General features: G+C 57.8%; 24 protein-coding genes. 17 read left to right on the forward strand and 7 right to left on the reverse strand.

What is annotated here, in order from left to right:
* Positions 1–70 precede the first annotated feature (70 nt).
* From FJU08_RS15950 to FJU08_RS15960, 3 genes are read left to right on the forward strand one after another with little or no spacing between them, the layout of a single operon-like run.
* Entirely contained in the window at positions 71–1030 is a 960-nt protein-coding gene (locus tag FJU08_RS15950) for an ABC transporter permease (RefSeq protein WP_141150018.1), read from the forward strand.
* A complete protein-coding gene (locus tag FJU08_RS15955) occupies positions 1020–1988 on the forward strand; it encodes an iron chelate uptake ABC transporter family permease subunit (RefSeq protein WP_141150019.1) in 969 nt (322 codons plus the stop codon). Before FJU08_RS15950 ends, FJU08_RS15955 begins: the two co-directional genes overlap by 11 nt.
* Positions 1985–2743: an iron ABC transporter ATP-binding protein gene (locus FJU08_RS15960; protein WP_141150020.1), complete on the forward strand. Its 759-nt coding sequence runs from the start codon at positions 1985–1987 to the stop codon at positions 2741–2743. Before FJU08_RS15955 ends, FJU08_RS15960 begins: the two co-directional genes overlap by 4 nt.
* 3 nt (positions 2744–2746) lie before the next feature.
* Here FJU08_RS15960 and FJU08_RS15965 read toward each other — a convergent pair whose 3' ends face one another.
* The 5 genes from FJU08_RS15965 to FJU08_RS15985 form a co-directional block, all read right to left on the reverse strand.
* Positions 2747–3112 carry a hypothetical protein gene (locus FJU08_RS15965; RefSeq protein WP_141150021.1) on the reverse strand — a complete coding sequence of 122 codons (366 nt, stop codon included), beginning with the start codon at positions 3110–3112 and terminating at the stop codon, positions 2747–2749.
* Positions 3113–3180: 68 nt separating this feature from the next.
* A complete protein-coding gene (locus FJU08_RS15970) occupies positions 3181–4215 on the reverse strand; it encodes a histone deacetylase family protein (protein ID WP_141150022.1) in 1035 nt (344 codons plus the stop codon).
* A gap of 76 nt (positions 4216–4291) precedes the next feature.
* Complete coding sequence (locus FJU08_RS15975; RefSeq protein ID WP_141150023.1) at positions 4292–4816, reverse strand: GNAT family N-acetyltransferase; 525 nt, start codon at positions 4814–4816, stop codon at positions 4292–4294.
* Positions 4817–4831: 15 nt separating this feature from the next.
* Positions 4832–5407 carry a helix-turn-helix domain-containing protein gene (locus FJU08_RS15980; protein WP_141150024.1) on the reverse strand — a complete coding sequence of 192 codons (576 nt, stop codon included), beginning with the start codon at positions 5405–5407 and terminating at the stop codon, positions 4832–4834.
* Positions 5408–5494: 87 nt separating this feature from the next.
* The gene (locus FJU08_RS15985; protein WP_141150025.1) at positions 5495–6286 is read right to left on the reverse strand and encodes a hypothetical protein; all 792 of its coding nucleotides are present in this window, start codon (positions 6284–6286) and stop codon (positions 5495–5497) included.
* 285 nt (positions 6287–6571) lie between these two features.
* Between FJU08_RS15985 and lepA the strand changes: the two genes are divergently transcribed.
* Positions 6572–8398 carry a translation elongation factor 4 gene (lepA, locus tag FJU08_RS15990; RefSeq protein ID WP_141150026.1) on the forward strand — a complete coding sequence of 609 codons (1827 nt, stop codon included), beginning with the start codon at positions 6572–6574 and terminating at the stop codon, positions 8396–8398.
* Positions 8399–8571: 173 nt separating this feature from the next.
* Positions 8572–10410 carry a DNA helicase RecQ gene (recQ, locus tag FJU08_RS15995; protein ID WP_141150134.1) on the forward strand — a complete coding sequence of 613 codons (1839 nt, stop codon included), beginning with the start codon at positions 8572–8574 and terminating at the stop codon, positions 10408–10410.
* Positions 10411–10428: 18 nt separating this feature from the next.
* On the opposite strand, the gene FJU08_RS16000 is transcribed toward recQ, so the two are convergent.
* Both FJU08_RS16000 and FJU08_RS16005 read right to left on the reverse strand, forming a co-directional pair.
* Entirely contained in the window at positions 10429–10920 is a 492-nt protein-coding gene (locus tag FJU08_RS16000; RefSeq protein WP_141150027.1) for an acyl-CoA thioesterase, read from the reverse strand.
* 392 nt (positions 10921–11312) lie between these two features.
* Positions 11313–15503, reverse strand: a complete 4191-nt coding sequence (locus tag FJU08_RS16005) for an autotransporter outer membrane beta-barrel domain-containing protein (RefSeq protein ID WP_181409874.1) — start codon at positions 15501–15503, stop codon at positions 11313–11315.
* 1643 nt (positions 15504–17146) lie between these two features.
* On the opposite strand from FJU08_RS16005, the gene FJU08_RS16010 reads away from it, so the two are divergent.
* The 12 genes from FJU08_RS16010 (at position 17147) to sctR (ending at position 26370) form a co-directional block, all read left to right on the forward strand.
* Complete coding sequence (locus tag FJU08_RS16010; RefSeq protein ID WP_141150029.1) at positions 17147–18061, forward strand: LysR family transcriptional regulator; 915 nt, start codon at positions 17147–17149, stop codon at positions 18059–18061.
* 347 nt (positions 18062–18408) lie between these two features.
* Positions 18409–18651: a hypothetical protein gene (locus FJU08_RS16015; RefSeq protein ID WP_141150030.1), complete on the forward strand. Its 243-nt coding sequence runs from the start codon at positions 18409–18411 to the stop codon at positions 18649–18651.
* Between the two features lie 81 nt (positions 18652–18732).
* Positions 18733–19872, forward strand: coding sequence for a hypothetical protein (locus FJU08_RS16020; protein ID WP_141150031.1), 1140 nt, complete (start codon positions 18733–18735; stop codon positions 19870–19872).
* On the forward strand, positions 19869–20312 hold the full coding sequence (locus FJU08_RS16025) for a hypothetical protein (protein WP_141150032.1): 444 nt from the start codon (positions 19869–19871) through the stop codon (positions 20310–20312). Before FJU08_RS16020 ends, FJU08_RS16025 begins: the two co-directional genes overlap by 4 nt.
* A gap of 9 nt (positions 20313–20321) precedes the next feature.
* Entirely contained in the window at positions 20322–20720 is a 399-nt protein-coding gene (locus FJU08_RS16030; RefSeq protein WP_141150033.1) for a hypothetical protein, read from the forward strand.
* Between the two features lie 47 nt (positions 20721–20767).
* On the forward strand, positions 20768–21520 hold the full coding sequence (gene sctJ / locus FJU08_RS16035; protein WP_141150034.1) for a type III secretion system inner membrane ring lipoprotein SctJ: 753 nt from the start codon (positions 20768–20770) through the stop codon (positions 21518–21520).
* The gene (locus tag FJU08_RS22800; protein WP_181409875.1) at positions 21520–22167 is read left to right on the forward strand and encodes a hypothetical protein; all 648 of its coding nucleotides are present in this window, start codon (positions 21520–21522) and stop codon (positions 22165–22167) included. The genes sctJ and FJU08_RS22800 overlap by 1 nt, the downstream gene beginning before the upstream one ends.
* Entirely contained in the window at positions 22148–22780 is a 633-nt protein-coding gene (locus FJU08_RS16040) for an HrpE/YscL family type III secretion apparatus protein (protein ID WP_181409876.1), read from the forward strand. The genes FJU08_RS22800 and FJU08_RS16040 overlap by 20 nt, the downstream gene beginning before the upstream one ends.
* A 1-nt stretch (position 22781) precedes the next feature.
* Positions 22782–24107: a FliI/YscN family ATPase gene (locus tag FJU08_RS16045; protein WP_141150036.1), complete on the forward strand. Its 1326-nt coding sequence runs from the start codon at positions 22782–22784 to the stop codon at positions 24105–24107.
* A 16-nt stretch (positions 24108–24123) separates the two neighbouring features.
* Entirely contained in the window at positions 24124–24585 is a 462-nt protein-coding gene (gene sctO, locus FJU08_RS16050) for a type III secretion system stalk subunit SctO (protein ID WP_181409877.1), read from the forward strand.
* Positions 24585–25703, forward strand: coding sequence for a FliM/FliN family flagellar motor switch protein (locus FJU08_RS16055; protein ID WP_141150038.1), 1119 nt, complete (start codon positions 24585–24587; stop codon positions 25701–25703). Before sctO ends, FJU08_RS16055 begins: the two co-directional genes overlap by 1 nt.
* A 1-nt stretch (position 25704) precedes the next feature.
* Positions 25705–26370 (forward strand): type III secretion system export apparatus subunit SctR, encoded by a 666-nt coding sequence (gene sctR / locus FJU08_RS16060; protein ID WP_141150039.1) that lies wholly within the window; start codon positions 25705–25707, stop codon positions 26368–26370.
* Positions 26371–26375: the final 5 nt, after the last annotated feature.

Genomic DNA, 26375 nt, shown 5'->3' on the forward strand with positions numbered 1-26375 from the left:
ATATCCGCCGTCGCCGTTCTTGACCTGTTATCATCTTGTGTCCATAAGATGAAAAAAATAGTTGACTTCAATGCTCAAAATTTCGCTCATCCTTCCGCTGTCCCTGATCCTGATTGCCGCAAGTCTATTGACAGGCGCCGGATCGGTTTCGCTGTCATCGCTCATGGCTGGCAGCAGCGACAACGCAGGACTGATCCTGCTTGCCAGCCGCCTGCCACGCACACTTGCGCTGATCCTTGCCGGTGGCAGCCTGGCAATCGCCGGCACCATCATGCAGATGTTGACGCAGAACCGTTTCGTCGAGCCATCGACGGCTGGAACGACGGAGTCGGCAGCCCTTGGCATGTTGACGGCGATGTTGATTTTTCCGGACATGCCGGTGATCGGGAAAATGGTCTTTGCCGCGCTCTTCGCCATGGCCGGCACGGCGCTGTTTTTGAAGCTGGTGCGCCACATCCCGGCCCGTTCAGTCCTCATGGTGCCGCTGACAGGCATCATGCTGGCTGGTGTCATCGGCGCGGTGACGAGCTTTCTCGCCTATCGTTTCGACATGCTGCAATCGCTCGGCGCCTGGTCCAATGGCGATTTCTCCATGGTCTTGCGCGGCCGCTACGAGATCTTGTGGATCGGTCTGGCGCTTGCCATTCTCGCCTATCTCACAGCCGCCCGTTTCACGCTTGCCGGGCTCGGCGAGGCGGTGGCCGTCAGCGCCGGTCTCAACTACCGCCGCGCCATGCTGACCGGCCTTGCCATCGTCGCCCTGACTTCCGCCTCGGTGGTGGTCACGGTCGGAACAATTCCCTTTGTCGGTCTTATCGTCCCCAATGTCGTCAGCCTGATCTTTGGTGACAATCTTCGAAAGACCCTGCCGATCATCGCCTTTGGCGGTGCAGCGCTGGTGCTTGCCTGCGATATTCTCGGACGGATACTGATCATGCCTTATGAAATTCCGGTTGGCACAATGATGGGTATCATCGGCTCGATGACATTCCTTTATCTTCTGCTTCGACGGGATGCCCATGCCAGCTGACATCCGCCGCCTCAGAGCCATTGTCACCCTCAGCTTGCTGGGCGCAGCAACCTTGATTGCCATCGCCCTGTTCATGACGCTGGGGGCGAAGGGATCATGGTCCTTCGTGCTGGCCTTCCGTGGCGAAAAGCTCGCAGCCCTTCTGCTGGTTGCCTATGCCATTGCTGTCTCCACCGTGCTGTTTCAAACCGTTGTTGCCAATCGCATCCTGACGCCGGCCATTATGGGATTTGACGCCCTTTATGTACTGTTGCAGACCGTGCTGGTCTTCCTGTTCGGCGCCGCAGGTTTTTCCACACTGGATCCAAACCTGCTATTCCTCATCGAAACAGCGACAATGCTGATATTCTCGCTGCTATTGTTCCGCTTTCTGTTTGCCGGAACGCGACGCAGCCTGCATCTCGTCATGCTGGTCGGCATTCTGTTCGGCGGCCTGTTCCGCAGCCTTGCAAGCTTTCTGCAAAGGCTGATCGAACCGACTGATTTCATGGTTCTGCAAGATCAGTTTTTCGCCAGTTTCAACGGTGTCGATGGCAGCCTGCTCGGCATTTCGGCTATCGCCATCCTTGCTGCATCGCTGATCGCATTCCGGCTCCTGCCCGAGCTTGATATTCTGCTGACCGGCCGCGAGACGGCCATCAGTCTTGGCGTTGCCCATGATCGGGTGGTCACAACAACGCTGATCGTCGTCACGATCCTGGTCTCGGTATCGACTGCGCTGGTCGGGCCCGTCACCTTCTTCGGCCTGCTGGTCGCCAATCTGGCCTATATCATTCTGCCAGGCGGCAGGCACCGGCTGGTTCTGCCGGCAGCAGTACTGATCGCCGCGCTGACGCTGGTCGGCGGGCAGACGCTGCTGGAGCGGGTCTTCGATTTCAACTCTGCCCTTTCGATCATCATCGAATTTGCCGGCGGGATCGTCTTCATTCTTCTTCTGCTCAAGGGAGTGGCGCGATGATCACCATAGACGGTGTCACCAAGAGCTACGGCGCAACGAAGGTGCTCGATAATGTGACGCTTGATATCCCCAAAGGGGGCGTCACCAGCATCGTCGGGCCGAATGGCGCCGGAAAGTCGACCCTGCTTGCCATCGTCGCACGGCTGATGAAGCCGGATTGCGGCCGGGTCACGGTTGGCGGGCTGGATGTCTTTGAAAGCGATGATCGTGCGCTCGCCCGCATGCTGTCGATCATGCGGCAGGAAAATCACATTGCGGCACGGCTGACGGTCGAGGACCTCGTCGGATTTGGCCGATTTGCCTGGTCACGCGGCCGCCTGACGGCCGAAGACCGCGACCATGTTGCCCGGGCCATGGCTGTAACAGACCTGACCCCGTTCGCGGATCGCTATCTCGATCAGCTTTCCGGCGGCCAGCGCCAGCGCGCCTTCTTCGCCATGGTGCTGGCGCAGGATACCGATGTGATGCTGTTTGATGAACCGCTCAATAATCTCGACATGAAACATGCCGTCGCCACCATGCGGCTGATCCGCCGCATGGCCAGCGAATTTGGCAAGACGGTGGTTCTTGTGGTGCATGACATCAATTTCGCTGCCGCCTATTCCGACCGGCTGGTGGCCATGCGCGAGGGAAAACTCTTCGCACGGGGAACCCCTGACGAGATTGTACGCGAAGACGTGCTGGAGGCGATTTTCGATACGCAATTCGCCGTCCGCGATTTCGGCGGCCGGCGCATTGTGGATTTTTACAGCTAACGGTCAGTTACCGTCTTTCTTCTCGGTGTCCTGCAGGTTCTTTTCCAGCGTTTGTGCCTGAGGTGTCTGCTCGACTTCCTTTAGCAGCGTGCCCTCCGGCTCGCCCGGCATATCGCCGTCGTCATCATCCTCTTTGACGTCAACGCCATCCACAGGTGGCAGCGTATCGTCGGTTTCCGCATTGCAGGGCGGCAGCGGTGCATCGCCGCAGGGACCGGGCGGTCCGGACTGGACGCGCGTATGGAGTCCATCAGCAACCGAAAGCTGCATGGCCTGTCCGACAGGGGACATGGCGAAAACAGCACCGGCCTGACATACGAAAATCGTAGCAGCTGCCGAAAGCGCTGCGATCTTATAGGAATAGCTCACGTTAATCTCCATCTCCCGCGCCATTATCAGATAGATCTAGCACAAGGCATAAGCGCATATCCAGCGCCTTAGGAGCCCTGTTCCATCCCGATCAGCACGTTGGCGACATTATAGCCGATCTCCGCCACGCCATAACCGCCCTCCATGACCACGGCGACCGGCAGACCAAGCCCCGCAATCATCGCCCCCATCTCCAGATAATCGTCTGTTGCCAGCCTGAAAAAGGAGATCGGATCTTTCTCGAAGGTATCGACGCCAAGCGACAGGACAAGCGCATCCGCGCCATAGTCGGCGATGCGCTTCAATGCCAGTGCCAGCGTTTCGCGATAGGCGGGCCAGCCGGTTCCGCGCGGCATCGGAAAATTGGCATTGAAGCCGAGACCAGCGCCGGTGCCCTTTTCCTCTGCAAATCCCCAGAAGTAAGGAAAGGCATCCTCCGGCTCGCCATGCAGCGAGACGAAGAAAATATCGTCACGGGCATAGGTAACATCCTGGGTGCCATTGCCGTGGTGAAAATCGACATCCAGGATCGCCACTTTTTCCGCGCCTCTGTCCAGCAGACGCTGGGCAGCAATCGCGGCATTGTTCAGGAAGCAATAGCCACCGAAGAGATCAATGCCGGCGTGATGACCGGGTGGACGGCTGAGCGAAAAGGCAAAGCGATTGGACGCGGCCAGCCAGTCGGCGGCAGAGAGCGCACAATCCTTGGCAGCGGCAACCGCCCGCCAGGTACCCTCGGTAATCGAGGTTTCACAGGAATTGGCATAATAGCCGAGCATGCCGTCGATATTTTTCGGCGGGCGGGCGTGATCGGAACGGCGCACCTGCAGCGAGATCGGGATCGCCTCGGTGGTGAAGCCAGCATCACGCCAGAGCGCCCAGGCTTTTTGCAGAAATTCAACGTAGCCGGCATCATGAAGTTTCAGCGGCACCGACAGGTCGTACCGTTCGGGTGCGGCGACATCGGTAAAGCCCTTTTCGCGCACGGCGGCCAGGATCCATTCGGCGCGAAACGGCCCCTCAAAGGGTTTTGCAAGCTCTCCGCCGTGAAGTTCCGTCTTTGCATCGCGGAACTTGTGATCTTCTGAATAGAATACGCGCATATGGCTCCCCTGCTTTTGTTTAAAAATGTGCTGAGCCGGTTCTAGAACCGGCGGGAGGGCGCCGTAAAGACTCCGGTCAAACCTCAAGCCTCTTGTAGAAAAAAGTCGTGCCGCAATAGCCGCCCGCCGGATAGAGAGCGTAATCGGGAACCGTGCCGACGCGGATCCAGCCGAGCCGGGGATAGATCGCTTCGGCATCCGAGCCGGTTGCAGTGTCCAGCACCAAAAGAAAACGTCCGCGTGCAGCGCTTTCGGCCTCGGCCGCGGCCATCAATGCCCGGGCAAGCCCGCGACCACGCGCTGAGCGCATGACGATCAGTTTCATCAGATCACCGCGATGCGGCTGATTGGGCTTTTGCGCGAAACCGATCTGAACCGTGCCAAGGATTTCACCCGCCTCTTCGGCAATCAGCAGGATATGACTGCCCATGGCGACCCCTTCGGCCGTTTCGCGCCAGAACCTCTCCGCCGCAACCACATCGAAAGGCGCCATAAAGCCCATCGAGGCATTGTCCTCCACACTGTCTTCCAGCAGCGCGACCAGCCCCGGCACGGCCTGAAGGGCCGTTTCAGCATCGAGAAGACGAATTTCAGCCGTCATGACGGTCCCTTTCCTTCACGCGCCCCGCTCGATGATCACGGCGTAGCGCACATCTTCGGCAGTCAGATTTTCAAATGCATGAGTGATGGCGATGTCCATGAAGAGGCAATCGCCGGTCTCAAGGCGGTAATCCCGATCCCCGACACGCACATCAAGCGCGCCTTCCAGGACCCAGAGATATTGCCGCGTTCCCGCAGACCCCGGCTCCGGCGGGAAGAAGATGCGCGCACCGGCGGGAAAGCGGACCGAAACGATATCGACATTAGACCCGACGCCTGCCGGTGAAACCGCGCGGCGGATATAGCCCGTTTCCGGATCGCGCCAGACCGGCTGATCACCGTGCCGCGACAGCGGATCGGCCGGACGGTCGGCATCGGCGAAAAAATCGGACAAAGTCGTGCCGAGCGCCGCACAAAGCTTGGCCAGAAGCAGTGCCGAAGGCGAGGCCTCAGCCCGCTCGATCCGCGAAATCATCGCCCGGCTGACGCCGGAGACATCCGCCAGCTGGTCAAGCGTCAGACTGCGAAGATTGCGCAGCCGTTTCAGGTTCACACCGATGGCGTGGTCAAAATTGCGATCCAGATCATCCATGATGAGATCATGGATTTCCACTATATGAGAGTCAAGCGCAAATTTTTGAGAATTGCGGTCAACCGCCCATACCCCGAAATGTCCGCCTCACTCCGCCCGCCAGGCCGTATCACCGCAAGGGCCGGTGGTATCGAGCACGGCGCGAAGATCACCACGCTTGACTGCGGCATCGATGAAGGCTTTGCGTTTGGGGGTAAGCTGGGCCTCCAGATCCGGGCTGTTGATGGCCAGGATACCGAAGCGGCTACCGGGATCGAGGATCATCCGCTGACGTGCGAAATCCGTGTCGATCAGCGATTTCTTGAGAAAATAGAGAAGATCGGGGTTCAGTTCCGTTCTGTCCGGCTCGCCATCCAGAAGGATCATGTTGAACAGGCCCTCCTCCGATCCACGCGCGGCAATCCGCTCGACCCGACGGATGGTCTCAACCATATAGCGATCCGCATCCGTTACCGGCTCGCCCTCAAAGCGCCCGCAATAACGCACGGTGAAGCGCAATGGCGTCGCCCAGATATCCTTGTGGAGCTTCAGCACATAAGGTGACGTCAGACAGGTCACGAGGTAATCATCACCATAGGCCTCGACGCCGGCGCGAAAGGCCTGATCCCGCTCCTCAGGCGTCCCCTGCCGGGCGAATTCAGGATAATAGCGTTCATAAGCCGTCAGATAGCGGCCGAAATAGTCCCCGCAATCTAGCACCATATTGCTGTCTTCAGGAGACAAAAAGACATAGAGCATCGTCTCGTCGTCCAGATCATGAAGGGCAGGGATGGGGTGATCGGCGAAGGACCAGGCAAGCTCGGCATGCACCGTGGACGCAAGCCCCGACAGCACGCTCAGCAAGACCGCGGCAAACCGCAACAACCGTGAAACGGACAAATTCTCATCCCCCTTCATCCCCGCCAGATACAACCATAAAGAAATTCGATAGAGAAATACACTCGACCAAATGTTTCTCTGTATTGGAAACAACAGCGGCATCGAAATGCCGCCGCCGAAGACATCAGCCCCGCAATCATCAAGATTGACGATCTCAATGAATTGCGCGCGGGCTATATTACGAGAGCGCAAGGTGCTTGGCTCGCGGTTAGGGCCAGAAGAACAACGGCGGCGCCTGCGCAATTTCGCTTTGAAGACGCCGCATCCGCTGCTATATGCGCGGGCATGAGCACAAATGACGATCGCATCCCGCTGGACCATATCCGCAACTTTTCCATCGTGGCCCATATCGACCACGGGAAATCGACGCTTGCCGACCGCCTGATTCAGACATGCGGCGGGCTGGCGGAGCGTGAAATGTCCGCCCAGGTGCTCGATAACATGGATATCGAGCGTGAACGCGGCATCACCATCAAGGCCCAGACCGTGCGCCTGCACTACAAGGCCGATAATGGTGAAACCTATGTGCTGAACCTGATCGACACGCCCGGCCATGTCGACTTCGCCTATGAAGTCTCGCGCTCGCTTTCGGCCTGCGAAGGCTCGCTTCTGGTGGTCGATGCCAGCCAGGGCGTCGAAGCCCAGACGCTCGCCAATGTCTATCAGGCGATCGACAATGATCACGAACTGGTCACCGTCCTCAACAAGATCGACCTGCCCGCAGCCGAACCCGAGCGCGTCAAGGAACAGATCGAGGATGTGATCGGCATTGATGCCTCCGACGCCGTGATGATCTCGGCCAAGACCGGGCTCGGCATTCACGATGTGCTGGAAGCGATCGTTCACCGCCTGCCTGCGCCAAAGACGGAAAAGGGCGAGAATGCCCCGCTGAAGGCGTTGCTGGTCGATAGCTGGTATGACACCTATCTCGGCGTCATGGTTCTTGTGCGCATCATCGATGGCGTTTTGAAAAAGGGCCAGACCATCCGCATGATGGGTACGGATGCCAAATATCCGGTTGAACGCGTCGGTGTTCTGACGCCGAAAATGCTGGTCGTCGACGAGCTTGGCCCCGGCGAGATCGGCGTGATCACCGCCTCGATCAAGGAAGTGGCTGATACCCGTGTCGGCGACACGATCACCGAGGACAAGCGCCCGACCGAACATATGCTGCCCGGCTTCAAACCGGCCCAGCCGGTGGTGTTCTGCGGCCTGTTCCCGGTCGATGCCAATGATTTTGAGGATCTGCGCGCTGCCGTCGGCAAGCTGCGCCTCAATGATGCATCTTTCTCGTTTGAAATGGAAAGCTCCGCCGCCCTCGGCTTCGGCTTCCGCTGCGGCTTTCTCGGACTTTTGCATCTGGAAATCATTCAGGAACGCCTGGAACGCGAGTTCGATCTCGACCTGATCGCCACGGCGCCATCGGTTGTCTATGAAATGTCCATGACCGACGGCTCGGAGATCGAGCTGCACAATCCGGCAGACATGCCGGAAGTGGTCAAAATCAGCGAAATCCGAGAGCCCTGGATCAAGGCCTCGATCCTGACGCCCGACGATTATCTCGGCAGTATCCTGAAGCTCTGCCAGGATCGGCGCGGCATCCAGACCGATCTCACCTATGTGGGCAACCGGGCTATGCTCTCCTATGATCTGCCGCTCAACGAGGTCGTGTTCGACTTCTATGACCGGCTGAAGTCGATCTCCAAGGGCTATGCCTCCTTCGACTATCATCTCGCCGACTACCGCGCTGGCAACCTCGTGAAAATGTCGATCCTCGTCAATGGCGAGCCGGTTGATGCACTGTCGATGCTTGTACACCGCTCGGCGGCAGAAAAACGCGGCCGCGACATGTGCGAGAAGCTGAAGGAACTGATCCCGAAGCACATGTTCAAGATCCCGATCCAGGCCGCAATCGGCGGCACGGTGATTGCGCGCGAAACCATTTCGGCGCTCCGGAAGGACGTGACGGCCAAATGCTATGGCGGTGACGCAACCCGCAAGCGCAAGCTTCTGGAAAAGCAGAAGGCCGGCAAGAAGCGCATGCGCCAGTTCGGCAAGGTGGAAATCCCGCAGGAAGCCTTTATCGCCGCGCTGAAAATGAGCGACGAGTAAAATTCACACCACTTGCGCAATGCATGAAGGCGGGATGGAAGGCATGGCTTTCCATCCCGTTTGCGTTTTCGCCCGGCCCTTTCCCTGCGATCAGGGGTGGATAAACCGCGATCCCGCCGCCATTCGGCCACGCCCCGTGCCATAATAGCGGCATGAGAAACGAAAGCCTCCCCATGCCGAACCAGACCGCCGCCCTGTTCCAAAGCGCTGCCGAACCGCTGGATATTCTGCGCAACGTCTATGGCTATCCCGCTTTTCGTGGCCGTCAGGCAGAAGTGATCAACCGGCTGGTGGCCGGCGGCGATGCGGTGGTGCTGTTTCCGACGGGTGCGGGAAAATCGCTCTGCTATCAGATCCCCGCCCTTTGCCGTTCCGGTCTGGGTATCGTCATCTCGCCATTGATTGCGCTGATGCGCGATCAGGTGGAAGCGCTGAAAGGGCTTGGCGTCAAGGCCGCCGCGCTCAACTCGACCCTCAGCCAGGCCGAATTTGCCGATATCCGCAGCGCCATCGCCGGCGAGGCGCTCGATCTTCTCTATGTCACGCCGGAACGGGTTCTCACCCCCGGCTTTCAGACCCTGATCGGAAACAGGCAACTCTCGGTCATCGCCATTGACGAAGCCCATTGCGTCTCGCAATGGGGGCATGATTTCCGCCCGGAATATGCTCGCCTCAGCGAACTGGCGGAAAGCTTTCCGGGGATCCCGAGGATCGCGCTGACCGCGACCGCCGATCCGCACACACGTGACGACATCATTGCCCGGCTGGGACTGCAGGGGGCCGATGTCTTCACCACCTCCTTCGACCGGCCGAACATCTCCTATGAGATTGTCGAGCGGAACCAGCCACGCGATCAGCTCCTTCGTTTTCTCGGACGACACAAGGGCGAAAGCGGCATTGTCTACTGCCTGTCGCGCGCCAAGGTGGAGGAAACCGCCGAGTGGCTGAACACGAAGGGCATCCGCGCGCTTGCCTATCATGCCGGCATGGACCGGGATCAACGTGACCGGCATCAGGATGCATTCATCCGTGAGGATGAGCTTTGCCTTGTCGCCACCGTTGCCTTTGGCATGGGCATCGACAAGCCCAATGTGCGCTATGTCGCCCATCTCGATCTGCCGGGTTCGGTCGAGGCCTATTACCAGGAAACCGGACGCGCGGGCCGCGACGGCCTGCCATCAGAGGTGTGGATGGCCTATGGCATGGCCGATGTGATCCAGCGCGGCCGGATGATTGATCAGGGCAATGCCCCCGATGAAATCAAGCGGGTGGAACGCGCCAAGCTGGAAGCATTGCTGTCGATCTGCGAGACGGCCGGGTGCAGGCGTCAAGCGCTTCTCGCCCATTTCGGCGAGAAGGCCCCCGAGCGCTGCGACAATTGCGACACCTGCCTGACCCCGGTTGAAACCTGGGACGGCACGGAGGCTGCCATCAAGGCACTTGCCGCAATCTACCGAACCGGCGAACGCTTTGGCGCCGGTCATCTGGTGGATGTGCTGCGTGGCGTTGAAAACGACAAGACCCGCCGTTTCGGCCATACGGACATGCCGGTATTCGGGGTTGGCAGCGATCTTTCCGCCACCGTCTGGCGCTCGGTCTATCGCCAGCTTCTGGCCGCCGGCTTCATCCATGTCGACCACGATGCCCATGGTGCGCTGAAGCTTGATGCGGAGGCCGCCCGCCCGGTTTTCCGGCATGAGCGACAGGTCCAGTTTCGCAAGGACCGAAGCGACAAGGCGCGCAGCACAGCCAGCCGCCGCCCGTCCGGCGCGAAGGATACGCTGGATCAGAAGGATGGCGAATTGTTTGAGAAACTGCGCGCCACCCGCATGGTGCTGGCCAAGGAAAATGCCGTTCCGCCCTATGTCATCTTTCCTGACACGACACTGGTTGCCATGGCGAGGGAACGCCCATCGGACGAAGAGGAAATGCTGGAAATTTCCGGCGTCGGACCGTCAAAACTGGAGCGCTACGGCGAGGCATTTCTCGCCGTCATACTCGAACATGGCTGACCTACAGCCTATTCCGGCTTACTTCGGCTCAGCGGTCAGCGTGTTGAAGCGGTGCTCATATTCACGGCGCAGCTCACGGCGCAGTTCGGCCTCGCGACAGCGGCGCTCCTTTTCCGGTGAATTGAGATCGAGCTTCGGCACCGGCGTTGGCTTGCCGGAATGATCGACGGCAACCATGGTGAAATAACAGGAATTGGTGTGCCGGCGCTCCCCGGTCGGGATGTTTTCAGCCTCGACGCGAATGCCAATTTCCATCGAAGTGCGACCGGCATAATTGACCGAGGCACGGAAGGTCACGAGTTCCCCCACATGGATCGGTTGACGAAAGGTCACCTGATCGACCGAAAGCGTGACGGCATAGACCTGGGAAAAGCGCGCGGCGCAGGAATAGGCCACCCGGTCCAGAAGGTTCAGCAGCGCACCGCCATGCACCTTGCCGGAAAAATTCGCCATATCAGGCGTCATCAGCACAACCATTTCAATCTGGCTCGGATCGTGGGCGCGGTCCATGGGCAGTCCTTTTCTCCGGTGAGGATCGGGTATCGAAGTCTCCAGGCAAATGCAGATTGAATCAAGTCAAGAGCACGGGGCTTCAACATGTTCCGCTTTGAAAAGCAGGGTTGCAGACAGAAAAGCCGGCATTTCGCCGGCCCAGACTGCTGACAAAGCCATTCAGCTTGTCTGTTGAGGTGGGATACCCCTCCGCCGTCATCCCCGTGCTTGTCACGGGGATCCAGTTTCATAAGGCTTTGAATAGGTGGCATCTATCGTCGCGCGGACGCGCGGCGGCTGGATGCCTGTGGGCCACGCACCGGCATGACGTTAGAGAAGGGGGCAAGGTTTGTCAGCAGCCTGAGGCCGGCATTTCGCCGGCCCCTTCCCTCCCATTATTCGATTTTCTGCTACCAGCGCAGTTTCAGCCCGACATTGGCACCGAGACCATAGCTGTCACCGAAATCGGCCAGGGCAGTTGACGCTCTCACTTCGGCGTAAAGCGCATAGTCGATATTCTCGGTTTTCCAGCCATAGGATGTACCGAAGCCGATTTCTCCGGTCCAGCGGTTCGATTTGCTGACACTGTCGTCACCGGCAAGAACAACTTCGCTGTCACCGAGAAACTCGTAATAGAGATTGGCGATACCGTAGACATTGGTATTGCGGGCAAAACCGCTTTCATCCAGCCAGACATTGTTCTTTTCAAGCGCAAGCCCCATGCGGGCGAGCAGGCTTTCGGCATTCTTGAAATCCACACTGTCCTGATAAGCGCCGGTGAAATCATCCGCCCCGACATTGGTGTAGGATAGCTGGCCCTGCGGGGTCAGCGCGAAACCGCTGTCGAGATCAAACTGGCGTCCGGCCTCCAGCGAAAGCGCGACGGCCGTTGCATCGGTCCCATTCACATGGCGCGACAGATCGTCGGTCTTGAGATTGCTCGTATAGAAGGTGGTTTCGGTCTGGGCATCGGCATAAAAACCATTGGTCCCGTACCAGGTGAGGTTGGCACCGATGCCATAACCTGATGGCAGCATGTCACCGGCACCGTATTGCGACCCCACACGGGCCGTCGCCAGGCGGTATTGCCCGGTCACGCCAGCACGCAGAACACCTTCGGCACCATCATAAAACAGACCGTCCACCCCCAGCTGGGTTTCGAATTGCGAAAGATCATAGTCATAGCCCGTTGCACTGGAGGCTGGATTGACATGGCTGCGCCCGCCAACCATCCGCAGCCAGATGCCATCGGATGCCGGAAGTGTTCCCGGATCGACAGCGCCAGCCATCTCATAGCCCTGTCGCTGACCGGTACGCTGACGCAGGGTCGGCAGCCGTGACATTTCCATGAGAACAGGCATATAGGCTTCATAGACCGGCAGGTAAGGTTGAAGGGAAGGCTGCTCATCACCCGTCTGTTCGGGGACAAGATACAGCCCCGGATCCAGACCATTGCCCGGATCACTGGACAGTTGATAGGAATATTTGCCCGACGCGATCTCACCCTTATATCCAAGTGAGAAATGGCTGCTGTCGACTTCTGAATTATCGGCATGATTGACCAGAAGAACAGGAGCCGGCACTGCCGGACTGCCAAGGTCGGCAACCTCGATTTTGGTATTGCCGTCAATACCGCCGCCAATGGTTGTGAGATCACCCTGGCTTGCGCCGAAATCGACATCCACGGCAAGCCTGCCGTCATTGGCCGAATAGTTGCCGCCAATCGCCAACCGGCCGTCGGCAGCACCATCCTGCATCGACAGGGTACCGCTATTGGTAACATCACCGTAAATTCTGGTCCTGCCGGAGCCGATGGAAAAGAAGGTGCTGCCCGCATCGGCTATGTTGAGATTGCCGAAAAGATCGAAATCCCCCGCCTGTCCGACCCGAACGGTGGAATTGTTCTTAAGTGTGAAGTCGCCAAAGCCGTTCGGATTGCCGCCGGAATAGCCATCAAGGTCCAGCTCGTTATCGGTAAAGGTCAGATCGGCATTATCGGCGGTAAACGTCTCCCAGTTGATGATATTGGCACCGACAAGACCGTCATTTACCGTCGAGACGAAAGCGATATCATCGACATCACTGACACTCATGAGGCGCATCGCATCGCTTTGCTGACCGCCCTCACCGTCCTCGCCGCCATCGAAGATCACATCGGAGAAACCATCGACATTGCCAACATAGATCTCGGCCAGATCATTGCCGCCCTGGCCGTAAAAATTGCCCTGAAGCAGTCCGCCAGTCCAGTAAAAGCTGTCAGTATCCTGATATTGCTCGCCCGGGCCTTGCGGATCATAGTCACCATAAATATTGCCCGAGACCACACCGTTGCGCAGGTTGAACCGGGATTTACCCGCGCCGAGCATGCTGTCACCTTTGATGGTGCCTGAGTTGGTGACGGAAACATAGCTGTCGGCGCGCTCCGCACCGTTCCAGATGGCATAATGGCGGCTGGATTTGCTGCCGTCGATCGTGCCGTATGTTCCGATTTCAATTCCACCGTAAAGTGACGTCGACCCCTCCGGCGTTTGCCTGAAGCCGATTGCGGCCTGCGCCTCACCGGTTGCGCTTACCTCACCGCTGAGAACCGAGATCTGCGTTATCCCGGTCATATCGGGCCGGTCATCCGTGTTTGCGTAACCTGTCAGACCAAGGGAACCCGCACCTGACACGGAGACAACGGGATTGCCCTGCCCGTCACGATTGCCCACGGTGATGCTGTCAACTCCGGCGCTATCGTTCGAGACAAAGCTGATCCCGTCAGCCGCCGCCCCTGAGGTGGCGATGAAGCCATCCTGAAAAGCAATATCCACACGGCCGCCAGCAGTCTGTCCATCATGGAGGACATGAATGCCATCGGCGCCATCGCCGCTCGTGGCGATTGATCCGCCATCCATCGCGACCTTGACGTTGGCATGACCAACAGCACTCACGTCAATGCCACGACTTTGCGCACCATGCGTGCGGATATCGGCGACGCCGCCCTGATCATTTTTGCCAATAACCAGATTGACAGGACCGCCAGTGCTGGCAAGGTCGATACCGCTGGACTGATCCCCCTCGGTCTCAATCGCCGCCGCAGCAAGCTGCGCATCAATTCCGGTATAGCCGCTGGCATCCGCCTTGATACCGGCAGAACGTTCCCCCGACGTACGTATATCGACCTGCGGAGCCTCGATCTTGATAAGGCCGCCGCCGTTGTGATGGACGTAGACACCAGCGGCATCATCCCCCTGCGTGGCGACGACCTCGCCCTTTGCTGCATCGTTTTGCAGATAGATTTCATTGGGTCCGGAATTACCGGTCTCGGCATAGATGCCATTTGAGCCATTTCCGGTCGTGGTGATCGTCCCGCCCCGGTAGGAGATGCTCGCAGTGCCAAGCGGGCTCGCCGCCGAAACCTTGACCTGCAAGCCATTGGCGTGATCGCCATGCGTGGTGACCGAACCGCCCGACATCACGATTTGCGCCGCCCCCATGCTGCCTTCCGTTATGGCGGATATGCCGTCCGCTCCGTCACCACCCGTCACGATGACACCGTCGCGCATCAGGACACGGGCAAGCCCGTCCCCCTTGGTCAGCGCGAAAAGCCCGTCCGAATTGGTGCCAGAGGTTGTGAAGGCGCGGTCCCCATCCTTGTCATCCATGGTGATGATCGCATCGCCGCTGCCTAGATTATAGGCCGACGCGGCATAGGCACCACCGCCATCAGTGGTTTGCGTATCCCCATAGGTCGAAACCCGTCCACCCGTTATCTGGACAATGGCATCGCCCGCATCGCTGGCGTCTTCAACCGAAGCCCTTAACCCGGTTGAATTATCACCCAGAGTGGTGACACTGCCGCCCTGAAGTTCAATCCAGGCATTTGCCTGGCCTTTTGCCTGAGCATAGAGCGCTGCACTTGAACTGCCCTTGGTCGCCACGGAAACAGAGGAAATCGTGGCACCTGCGGAATCATCCCCCATGATGATGATGACATCGCCCTTGCCAGAGGCCGTCGCAAATGCGCCATTCGAGCCGTCCCCCTGGGTTTCGATCCGGCCGCGGGAAAAATCGATCCGGGAAACCGCTCCCACCTCACTTTGCTGCGACGTGCGCGAGACCAGGCCATTGCTGTTGTCGCCCTCGGTCTGGACAACCCCATCACTCATGAAGACAAGCGCGGAGCCACTTCCGAGAGCATCAGCGACCAGTGCATTGCCCTGCAGCGAACCAGAATCCGAACGATCACCTTTCGACATGATCGTCCCACTATTCATATGCACTTCAGCGGAAGAGGCGCCATAGGCCTTAGCCATGCCGATAGTCGCATCCGGACCGAACGCGCTGAGCCTGCTGTTCCCGCCAATGACGATGGCAGCCTTGTCGCCAACGGCCGAACTCTCCGACGTAACCGCCTGCAACAGGGTCTGACCGGCGATCGGCGCACTGTCCCCCAGATTGATCGTTGAACTCGAAACGGTGATCGTTCGCGATCCTGGTCCCATATTTTCCGTGCCTAACGTGTAGGCTGTCATATATTCGGATCCATTCAGAGACTGGTCCGCACCCGAGATGACCAAAGTCAGATCCCCGTCATAAGTGTCCGGAGCATTAAGCATTATCGGCGCTCCAGCCGAACTGTCATCTGAGAGCGAAACCGGCGTAACCGCATTATCGACCATTAAGTTAGCATGTAATGACAAATATGATGCATTTGAGTCATTTTTATTGACGGTATGGCCGATTGTTTCAACTGACGTAATCAGATCGGGCATGGTGTACACCGCCCGGCCACCACTGCGCCGCTCCGAGTGAAATCCGGCCTCCCCTTTCCCATCAGAACCGCGACAGTCGACGACATCCCGCGGGCTGCACTCGCCCGCCGCCGCCTCATCAATCGTGCCCAGGCCGACCGCCGCCATTGTCAGTGCAGCTGCAGAAACAGACCCTCTCAGCATTGCAGCCGTCAGCGGCTTCCAACGCGACTGATTCGCTCTTTTTGATACTCGCATGTCGCGCGTTCTGCCGTCATTGGACATAAATTTCTCCAAGTTGGGGATTTATTTTGACGGCCTACGGGTAAGTGAAACCCTATTTTTGTTCAATTTCATTTTACTTATTTCAAAATTCAGGAAAATTTTATTCGTATTCAGCGAGCAATGCCCAAGTTACAAAATACTACCCACGGTTTTACACCGCGACACAACTTGTCACCCTCCTGACTTGCATCACGCTGAGCGCGCTTGTTCCATGCATGGCGTGCACTGCGAGCAAACCCGATCGCCCGGCACCTACAACCATAGAGAAATGCCCGACACGTCACGTTGAAATGAGAGCATGTAAGCTGACTGCAGCAGCACATCTGCACAGCACGGGAACTGCGGCAGTATCCTGCCCGCATACAAATGATCGTCGGCGCAAGCGTCGCCCCATCATTTCAAAAAAACTGAATTCAGTATCGCAATTTCAGCAATTAGACGAATTCTATCGTCACCATTCACAAACGGAGATAAGACGATGCGTGACCACGAGAACGGCGAAAGCAAGAGCATCCCCCGCGCCCGGAACAGCGCCATCAACGACAATATCGAGACGACGGATGCACCGGATCGGCACCCGAATATGATCGGCCTGCCACGACCTCGGCTCTATCGAGATGCAGCCCACCAATGCGTCATGTTCAGCATAGCCCCGGCGAGAAAGCCACCGCATCGAAGGCGCAGAGACCACCATTTCAACGACAGCCAACACCCGGGACCAGACTGGCAGAAAAGATATGCGGGGAGAAGGGAAACACGCAAAAACAAATACTTACCGATAGGCCCGCTGCGACGATGAGTTTATTTCGCTCCGACTGGCCTGTATCTTCGCCCCTACGGAGGAGCCGCTCGTTTCGGGCGCGCACCGCAGAGGCGACCAAGCAATCAGATGCGCCTTTGCCGCTGCACATCCAGAAGCCGACGGTAAGGCCGGGCGCGCTACCCTCTCCTTCGCCCTTGCAATCAGTCAGACCTGACCGAGGGGCCGAACCACAAGGCTCGCCCATGCAGTTCGACAGATATGCCTGTTACAAAATAATAAGACGACTGGGCAAGCGGCAGCTTTTCGATCATTTCGTGATGTATTGCACACTTTTTAGTTCAATTTCGATCACGATTTCGCCCATTATTTCTGTAAAAGCTGCCGATGTCCAATATGAAAGGGCAATTTCTTCAGGTCTTTTGCCGATTATATCGCGCATATAACAAGTCGGAGGATACCGATGAATACAATAAGTATCAAAAAAATGTGGGTATTCGTAACAGTTGTCGACTCCGGAAGCTTTTCCGAGGGCGCAAAGAACGCATTTATTACGCAGCCCGCAGCAGCCAGCATTATAGATGAAATTGAATCGACCGTTGGAAAAGAGTTATTTGTTCGAAACGGGAAAAATAGACGCGCCATACTGACCGAAAAGGGACAGGAAGCCTATGATGTGTTCGTCCGGGCTCTAACCGTCTATGACGAGGCGCTCTCGACGCTTCTTTCCGAGGACCGCAAGCTGAAAAAGCAAAAGATCCTCATTCAGTCACCCTATGTTGACATCGTGTCGGCGACCTGGCTGAACGAAGTCCTGCAAAATGAACAGCAGATGCGACTGATGATCGAGCAGGGAAGCTGGCGAGACATCATCAACGCACTTGAAGACCGCCAGGACTGCATCGCCCTGCTCGACGGTGATGTTAAACCCAAACATGGCGAATTCATTTCCCTTGGCCAGATCGAAATGGTTCTTGCCCTGCCGCGACATTCAGACGAATCAGCCTTGAGCAAGGCGCGCGACATCGACTGGGAATACATTCCTGAAAACACAATTATCTTTTCCGGTATCTGCCCACAGACATTGCAACAGGTCTACAGCAGGCTCCGCGCCGCCAACCACCTGTCCATGAACTTCACCGAAATCGGCTCCACCAGTGTTTTGAGAAGCTGTCTGGAAAAGAGCAACCTGCCGGCTCTGGTTCCGCGCTCGCTCCTGCCCTCCAGCCCCAACGGAGAAGAGATCAAGTTCCTGCCGCTGTCATCGTCAAAAGTGTTTGTCCCGCTCGGCCTCTACATCCCACATGGCAACAGTCTGCGCAAACTCTTCAGCGAGAAAGCCTCGGCCGAACTTATTCTTTCCGAGAGCCTGAGTTGACCGCAAAACCCGCGCGCCAAAACCCGCGCGCCATGTCAGCCATCTGCCCCCCTGATCCAAACGCCCTGCGCCACCTGAAACAACAACAGGCGCACCGCCCCAACTGAGGCCTTAACCCGAAAGACTGGAAGCAAAAATGGAACGCTCATGCAAGGCTCCCCTTCTTTCACGGCGGCGCACCGCCACAAAAGAAAGGAGCCCGGCAGCCAGCCTGACGCCCCCCTCTGGCACCCAGACCGCAGAGCCAATATTACAGATCATTAATCATTTTCAAAATCGAAAATATTGAATCAACTATAGTAAAAATGTTGATATAATGCATATGATAAACAAGCACGGAATATAACATGTCTAAAGATGATCTGTTTGCCAATAAAGATATCGATTTTGACGATATCATATTCAAGGGATCACTTGGTGGGCTCCAGACGATCGAGAAATACATTGAAACACGCAAGGGATTTATTACGCGTGAAATTTCTCGAATTAGTAACTCTGGAGGAGACCCCAGCGAGCATCTAATAGCAATCAATATGCTGGAACGCGCGGCAAGCCTGCTGGATCAGGTTCTGAAGCTTCAGCCCGAGTAGGCGACAAGACCATAGCGCTCCATCTGAAAGCTCCGCAGATCGCAGAGCATAGACGGGGTCACCCTGGAAGAAGTGGAAACGATGATACTCGCACGCGTCAGCAAGGAAGGCCTGGAGGACCGGCTGTTCTCGATAGAGGACGGGCTGTCGAGCCTTGGCTCCGGCCTGGATTGCGACATCGTTCTGCTGGACGAAGAAGTCCAGGAACAACACCTGACTTTTCGTGTAGAGGCCAGTCTGCTTTCGCTGATGCTGGCGCCGACGGCAAACGCCTTCCTTGACCGGAACCAGGAGGGGCAGGAGCCCGTCTTTCTGAGGGCAGAAGAATGGATCAACTGCTCGGGCGAAGACAGGCTTGGCATTGACGGCATCACGATAACATTCAGCGGCATCGCGACGGCGAACGCGGCGGCGTCACCGATCTCATCGGCGCGCCGTGCACTGTCTTCAAAGTTGCTGAAATGGCTTCTTCCCACCTTTGCCGGCCTTGGCGTTGCCTGCGGCATTACCCTGCTCATCAGCTCTTCGCCGGCAAGCAATAACCCGGCCTCGCCGCCTGCTTCGCCAACACATATGAGCGCAATCGAAACCGGTTCCCCGCCTGTAGCCTCGACGCCGGTTGCGGCCCAAAACCAGCCGGGGGCACCTCAGACGCAATCGGTAACTGAAAGCGCTCTGCAGGAGACCTTGACCAATATGGGGCTGCCACCCGCCGACCTCACAGATATCAACGGTGTATGGTCGTTCACAGTGCACGTACCCGACGAGAACGCCCGCGACAACGCCAATGAGGCTCTCGCGGCGCTGAACCTGCCGCTGGCGCCCGACATCATCCTCGACAGCGATATCGCCACCGCCGTCGAAACCTCGCTTTCGAACATGCGCAGCAAGGCGGAACTTGCCTCCGTAAATCTGGGCGTTGTCACACTGAAAGGTCCGCAAGAGACCGACGCCCAGCAGAAGATCATCACAACGCTCGAAGGTGATGTCAGCGGCATCACCAAGGTTGTGTTCGACCACGATGACGCCGACCAGATTGCTGCAATCAAGAAACAGATCAGCGGGCTTTGGAGCGGCGTATTTCCATATGTTCTTCTCAATGACAACACGATCATCAGACCGGGTCAGCAGATCAACGACAATGCCACTCTGGTCAGCGTCGAGGAGCATGCGCTGACCGTTGACCTGGATGGGCACAACAAAAGGATTGAGGTTGAATGACGACCCCTACCATGAGCTATAGCGATGATGACCTCTACATTCTCGGCAACATCGCATCGCTGGCGGTCAAAACGGGAATAGGTGAGCAGGCGCTCCCGATTCTCAAACTGGTACAGCAACAGCGCCCCAACAATGCCGCCGCTTTCATCGTTGAATCGATGTATCTTTTCTCCATTGGGAAAAAGCAGGCTGCTCTTTCGCTGCTGGAAACCTGCGGTGCCTTTGACGCCGAGAAAAACCGCGATGAGGCCCTGGCCTTCCACCTCTACCTCCTCCAGCAGGATGGCCAGCTGAAACGGGCCGTCAGGCTGGGCACGGCCTATCTGGAAGAGCGTCTCATTGATTCAAAATCAGCAATCGAAGCCACGCGCCTGGTCACCACCGAGTGCCAGAAAGCACTCGGCACCTTGCTCGACGGCAAAACAGGCGCAAACCGATAGGGGAAAACCATGGCCATAGCCTTTCCGACAACAATAGCACCCGTTCGGGCAGAACCCCCGACCGGTCTCAAGGAGGTTGGCGGCAACATCACCAAGGCATTTGGAGATGTTGAAAACTACATGCTGGCGGATGCCAAACAGGCGCTCAACCCCAACAATGCGTTCATGCGCCCGATCCCGCTGCCCGTCGAACAGATGTTTAACCGGTATGAAGCGCAGATCAGGACTCCCGAGGAACGCAAGATCTTCGAGACGATGAAGAAAAATACCTACGCGCTTTATGCACGCAAGAACGAGAATACGCAGCAGCAAGTTTCTCGCAACATCGAGAGCGAGCAGATCCAGCTATCCGTCAAAGCCGCAAGCAAGATCATCGCCGCAATTCAGCAGCTGCTGTCTTCACAATAAGCAACCGGACATCGGATTTCCGCCATGCCGTCGCAGAGGCTCAAAGAATGACAAGGCGTATTGCAGCCATCATCTTCATATTGCTGGCTCTGACATCCTGCAAGGAAGTCCTGAATACCGGGCTATCCGAGAGCGAGGCCAATCAGATCCTCAGCACGCTGATACAATACAATGTTGAGGCGACGAAGACCCAGGCCAAGGACGGCACATCGCAGATCCTCGTCGAGCGATCACAATTTTCATACGCGGTGAAGCTACTCGACAGTTTCGGCCTGCCGAAGCAGAAGTTCACCGATGTAAGCCAGATGTTCGAGAAGGATGGCCTCGTCTCATCGCCAACAAAGGAGTGGGCCAAGCTCAATTTTGCCCAGTCGCAGGAATTGGCGTCGATGATCGCGACCATCCCCGGCGTCACCAGCGCCAAGGTGCAGATCGCCAATCCGCGCCAGACCAACCCCTTCGAGGAAAAGCCGAAACCCAATGTGGCCGTATTGGTGCTGGCGGACAGAAACAATATCAGTCCCGATCTGGTACCGCAGATCAAGAAGCTGGTCTCCAATAGCGTCGACAATATCGACTATGACAATATCGGCGTCGTCATATCGCCGGTAACGCCACCGCCACCGCAGCAGGTAAAATTCGAAAGCATTGCCGGCATTTCCATTGCGTCCGGCTCACTCGCAGGCGCATTGCGGCTTTCTCTGCTGATCGCAGCAGGTGGAGCGCTGCTTGGTCTTGGTACCGCTGCGGCCGGCTGGTTCATCTGGAAATGGAGCCGCAAGCGCAAGGAGAACGCGTAATGACGATCCCGGTCAAGGATAAAACGTCTGCAATCGACCCCTTGTTGAACCCTGCGGTTCTGGCCCGGGTCACCGGTGTGAAACAGCCTGAAATCCTGTCAGCCCTTGCTGCCAGCCGGTTCCTAAAAGATGCGCTGACGGACCGCATAAACAGCCAGCTGCCACCGCTGCCGGACAATATTCCTGATGCACAGGAACGCAATTACATCCTTCTGTCCTCGCTGTCGGCCGAACAATTTCATTGCGCCGCACGGCGGATCACGCTTCTGATCTGCCGCCAGGCCGTCTTGAAGACGACAGCGGGTCAGCAGCTGAAAATGCTGAGTGAATGGGTCGGTGATGCGGGCTTCCTGCGCCAGGTCGTCCGCAGCCATAGCGCCGCACCGCAGGCAATATCGCCGTTGTCCGATCTCGACAGCGATCTGCTGGACAGTTTTGACCAGCTTGTTCTCAGCTACCTGTTGGGATTGCTTCACCCGGCGCATCGGGCCCGCTTCATCATGCAGCTTGACGAGGACGACCTGCCCGACGCCGAGATGCTTGGTGACGCCGACAGGAAGCGCCTTCTGGAACTACTTCACGAGGCCTGGCCTGTGCCTGAACCGAATGCAGAACCGGAGGCAGACCATGGCACTTCCCAGAATTGATCTCAGGCCGCTGACGCAGCTGCCCGCCGGCCCCATCATCCCGTCGGCGATGATTGCAGCCTGCGCACAGGCGCGCGACATTGAGCAAGAGGCAAGACAGGCCGCCGAACGGATCACACGCCAGGCGGAAGCCGATGCGGCCGAACGCCTGGTACAGAGCCGGCCTGAAGGCATCGCCGAAGGGCTGGCACTGCTGGCAGATGCCACTGCGCGGCTGCAGGACGAGCGCAAGGCGCTCTCCAGCCAGCTGCGCGCAATCCTGCAGCAATGTCTGGAACATGTACTGGGTGAAATACCGGTTGAAATGCGTGTACCGGCTATCCTGCAAAACATTCTTCAAGACTATGAGGACGAACTCGATATCCGCCTCATGGTGCATCCCGATAATCGCGCCGCCTTTGAAGCGGCCGTCAACACCTTCGTAGCGGCCCGGCCGGCCCGGACACCGATCCGCGTTACGGTCGAACCATATATGTCCGAGACCGATTGCCTCGTCTATGCCGGACCGGACGTCATCGACATCGCCGTGCCGACAATCGCACAGGAAATGATCGCGGCACTGACGCTTGATCCAGTACGCGATGACGGCAATACGACAAGGGGAGCGCAATAGAATGGCGCAGCATCCCGACAGCACGGATCTCGACGAAACGCCCATGCGTGCCAGTCTGGCACAACCTTTCCGCAGACGCGGGCGCGTCATCAAGGTCACCGGCCCATTGCTGCGCGCGACCGGCCAGTTCGGCATTGGCGAAATCTGTTCGATTTCACGCAGCAATGGCCCACCGCTTCTGGCCGAAGTTGTCGGATTTGATGCCAATGAAACCATCCTGACGCCCTATGGCCGCACTGCCGGCATTTCCTATTTTTCCGTCATCGAACCGGTGATGAGCGAATTCGAAGTACCCGTCAGCGAAGCGATTGTCGGCCGCGTGCTGGATTCACTCGGCCGGCCGGTCGATAACGGCCCGCCGCTGGGGCCCTGCGATCGCTACCCGGCCAATCGCCCGCCACCGGATCCAATGACGCGGCCTCCGATCGACCGTCCGTTTTATCTTGGCGTTCGCGCGCTTGATGGAGCGCTGACCTGCGGTGAAGGTCAGCGCATGGGCATTTTCGCGGCGGCAGGCGGCGGTAAATCCACCCTTGTCTCGCAACTTGTCCGCTTTGCCCGCTATGACCGCTGCGTTGTCGCACTCATCGGCGAACGCGGCCGCGAGGTCCGCGAATTTATCGAGCATCAGCTGGGACCGGAGGGCATGGCCCGGGCCGTGATCATCGTTGCAACATCCGACCGCCCGGCTGTCGAACAGGTCAAGGCCGCCTATACCGCCACAGCCATTGCCGAATATTTTCGTGACCAGGGCGGGCGCGTTCTTCTCATCATGGATAGCCTGACCCGTTTTGCCCGCGCCCAGCGCCAGATCGGGCTCGCTGCCGGGGAACCCCCGACACGCCGGGGTTTTCCGCCTTCGGTTTTCGAACAGCTTCCCGGCCTGGTGGAACGCGCCGGGCGAACACCCAGAGGGTCGATCACCGCACTTTATACCGTGCTGGTGGAAGGTGATGACATGAACGAGCCTGTTGCCGACGAGACGCGGTCCCTGCTCGACGGGCACATCATTCTTTCGCGCAAGCTGGCCAGTGCCGGACATTATCCGGCGATTGATGTCAGCCAGAGCGCGAGCCGTGTGCTGAACAATATTGTCAGCCCGTCCCACCTCAGCTCGATTCAGAAACTGCGCGGCCTCCTGGCCAAATATGACGAGATCGAGCTGCTGGTGAGGATCGGCGAATATGCTGCAGGGGCAGACCCGATGGCCGACGAAGCGCTGCAGCGCAAACCGGAGATCGACCGTTTCCTGCGTCAGTCGACGAAGGACTTTTCCGATTTCGATGAAACGCTGCAATTGCTCAGGGAGACCGTCGGCGATGCATAATTTCCAACAGATCGTCATGTTGCGCAAACGCCGGACGGAGCGCGCGCGCCGCGACGAGGTTCATGCCCACGCGGCGCTGGAGAAGAGCCGCAGCGCCCTTGCCGAAGCCCGACAGGCTGTCGATGACTTTCGCGAGGCAACGAAAAATCTCGAATGGGATCTGCTCCAGAGACTTCTGGGCCACGCCGTATCCATCAACGACCTCCTCGATATTGAAGTCCAGCTCAAAGCCGCCCAAAAAAAGGCGCAGGAACTCGTCGACAGGGTTGAGGTCTGCAAAAATACCGAACAGGAGGATGTGCAGCGGCTTGAACAGCAGCGGAGCAGGCGCATTGCCGCCTCACTGAAGCAGAACAAAAGCGAAGAACTGGAAACAGAATTCGCGACGCAGCGCCAGCGCGAACTGACCTTCGCCGAAGACGCGCTAATGGATGAGTTCAGCGAAATAGCATTCAACCGTCAGCAACAGGGGGACTGATGTACGATCCCGCCCCCCTGCTGGCAGCATTGCCCACCATGGAACCAGCCGCCATGCTGCTGGTCAACCGCCTGGCCGCGCGGCAATGGCAGCTACCGATCCAGGGCTCGCTCGAACAGCCCATGCCGATGACAATCGCCTTCATGCCCTGGCATCGCCAGGTCGCCGGCCCCTTTACAAAAGTGACGATAGACTGCAGCGCAGGCACGCTTGCCTTCCTCGTTGAAGCGAAATTCTGCGACCTCATCAGCGACATCACACTGCCAGGATGGCGCACGGAAAAGCGCGACAACCTGCCGACCGACTGGCGACTTTCACTCAGCTTCGAGCACTGGCTGACAGAATTGGGATTGATAGAAACGATCAACACATTTGACATCGCCAGTCTTGACCGCACCCCGTCCCCCACGGGAGCCGGGCCGCAGATCGCCTTTCGCCTCAATATTGGTGATCAGGTCTTCTTTGGATCGCTCGATATTGCCGCGTTCAATCAGGAAACACTTGGCTTTCTTGATCAAATCCCGCCTGTGGCCATGCTTGGCAGTTTCACCCCGGATTTTGCCTGCAGGATCACCTTTCCGCGCGTCAGCCTAATCGATGCCGACTATCGCCGCATCCGTCCCGGCGACCTCATCCTCTTAACCCCGATGCGTGAGGAAGCCATACCCGCCTCATTGCACATCCGCGGTGTTGGCGCTGCCGCCGCGCTGATCCACGAGGATGGCATGATGACATTGAACGAAGCGCCAAGGGAGAACACGCCAATGGAAGATGAAGACGATTACGGCACCGCTGAAGACGAATTTGCTCTGGAAGACGATCTGGAAATGGATGAGCACGACTTCGCCGATGCGCAACCGAACGGGCGGCAAGCGGGAAACACGCTTGGTGAATTGCCAATCAGGATCGACGTTCATCTCGCCGGCACCCGCATTACGCTGGAGGAACTGCAGACTCTCGGACCCGGCACCACCCTGCCACTGGCCGGACAGCTGACAGACCCCGTGACGATCCGGGCCAATGGACGGGCAATGGCAAGCGGATATCTGGTGGTCGTGGACGGCCAGCTCGCGGTGCAGATCAAGACCTGGCCGGGCAAACCGGTGAAAGGGGAATAGAATGGACCAGCTGGCAGACAAGTTCGCGCCCATTCTGCCGACGGCTATCTTGGTGATGAGCCTAAGCCTTTTGCCACTGCTCGTTGTAATGGGGACATCCTTCACCAAGATCTCGATCGTTCTGGTTCTCCTGCGCAACGCGCTTGGCGTTCAAGGCGCGCCATCCGGGTTGGTTCTCAATGCCACTGCCCTGACCCTCACTGTCTTCATCATGGTGCCGGTCGCCGATTCAATCTTTTTGAACCTGCAGGCGGCCCACATACGGATCGTGGACTGGGACAGCGCGGTCAAAGCCTATGATATCGTTTCAAAGGGATATTCCGACTATCTGCTCAAGTTCACCAATCAGAGCGAGCTTGGCTTTTTCAAGGATGCCGCCAAGAAGATCTGGCCCGCCAGTCTGGGTGACACGATTTCCGACACCAACATGCTGATTCTGCTGCCGGCACATCTGACGTCCGAGCTGACCCGCGCATTCCAGATTGCCTTCCTGCTGTTTCTGCCCTTCGTGATCATCGACATGGTCGTCTCGAATGTGCTGCTGGCAATGGGAGCGATGATGGTCCCCCCCATGCTCGTCTCCCTGCCGGTGAAGCTGCTGCTGTTCGTCTCCGTCAATGGCTGGACGTTGCTGCTGCACAATCTGGTGCTGAGTTACGCCCGCTGAAAGGC

Source organism: Martelella alba, assembly GCF_006516955.1.
Classification (GTDB): domain Bacteria; phylum Pseudomonadota; class Alphaproteobacteria; order Rhizobiales; family Rhizobiaceae; genus Martelella; species Martelella alba.

Bases quoted from the DNA above. Each gene is read 5' to 3' on its own strand.
- FJU08_RS15950 (WP_141150018.1), top strand. From the start codon at position 71: ATGCTCAAAATTTCGCTCATCCTTCCGCTGTCCCTGATCCTGATTGCC.
- FJU08_RS15955 (WP_141150019.1), top strand. From the start codon at position 1,020: ATGCCAGCTGACATCCGCCGCCTCAGAGCCATTGTCACCCTCAGCTTG.
- FJU08_RS15960 (WP_141150020.1), top strand. From the start codon at position 1,985: ATGATCACCATAGACGGTGTCACCAAGAGCTACGGCGCAACGAAGGTG.
- FJU08_RS15970 (WP_141150022.1), bottom strand. From the start codon at position 4,215: ATGCGCGTATTCTATTCAGAAGATCACAAGTTCCGCGATGCAAAGACG.
- FJU08_RS15975 (WP_141150023.1), bottom strand. From the start codon at position 4,816: ATGACGGCTGAAATTCGTCTTCTCGATGCTGAAACGGCCCTTCAGGCC.
- FJU08_RS15980 (WP_141150024.1), bottom strand. From the start codon at position 5,407: ATGGATGATCTGGATCGCAATTTTGACCACGCCATCGGTGTGAACCTG.
- lepA (WP_141150026.1), top strand. From the start codon at position 6,572: ATGAGCACAAATGACGATCGCATCCCGCTGGACCATATCCGCAACTTT.
- recQ (WP_141150134.1), top strand. From the start codon at position 8,572: ATGCCGAACCAGACCGCCGCCCTGTTCCAAAGCGCTGCCGAACCGCTG.
- FJU08_RS16000 (WP_141150027.1), bottom strand. From the start codon at position 10,920: ATGGACCGCGCCCACGATCCGAGCCAGATTGAAATGGTTGTGCTGATG.
- FJU08_RS16005 (WP_181409874.1), bottom strand. From the start codon at position 15,503: ATGCTTAATGCTCCGGACACTTATGACGGGGATCTGACTTTGGTCATC.
- FJU08_RS16010 (WP_141150029.1), top strand. From the start codon at position 17,147: ATGAATACAATAAGTATCAAAAAAATGTGGGTATTCGTAACAGTTGTC.
- FJU08_RS16015 (WP_141150030.1), top strand. From the start codon at position 18,409: ATGTCTAAAGATGATCTGTTTGCCAATAAAGATATCGATTTTGACGAT.
- FJU08_RS16020 (WP_141150031.1), top strand. From the start codon at position 18,733: ATGATACTCGCACGCGTCAGCAAGGAAGGCCTGGAGGACCGGCTGTTC.
- FJU08_RS16025 (WP_141150032.1), top strand. From the start codon at position 19,869: ATGACGACCCCTACCATGAGCTATAGCGATGATGACCTCTACATTCTC.
- FJU08_RS16030 (WP_141150033.1), top strand. From the start codon at position 20,322: ATGGCCATAGCCTTTCCGACAACAATAGCACCCGTTCGGGCAGAACCC.
- sctJ (WP_141150034.1), top strand. From the start codon at position 20,768: ATGACAAGGCGTATTGCAGCCATCATCTTCATATTGCTGGCTCTGACA.
- FJU08_RS22800 (WP_181409875.1), top strand. From the start codon at position 21,520: ATGACGATCCCGGTCAAGGATAAAACGTCTGCAATCGACCCCTTGTTG.
- FJU08_RS16040 (WP_181409876.1), top strand. From the start codon at position 22,148: ATGGCACTTCCCAGAATTGATCTCAGGCCGCTGACGCAGCTGCCCGCC.
- FJU08_RS16045 (WP_141150036.1), top strand. From the start codon at position 22,782: ATGGCGCAGCATCCCGACAGCACGGATCTCGACGAAACGCCCATGCGT.
- sctO (WP_181409877.1), top strand. From the start codon at position 24,124: ATGTTGCGCAAACGCCGGACGGAGCGCGCGCGCCGCGACGAGGTTCAT.
- FJU08_RS16055 (WP_141150038.1), top strand. From the start codon at position 24,585: ATGTACGATCCCGCCCCCCTGCTGGCAGCATTGCCCACCATGGAACCA.
- sctR (WP_141150039.1), top strand. From the start codon at position 25,705: ATGGACCAGCTGGCAGACAAGTTCGCGCCCATTCTGCCGACGGCTATC.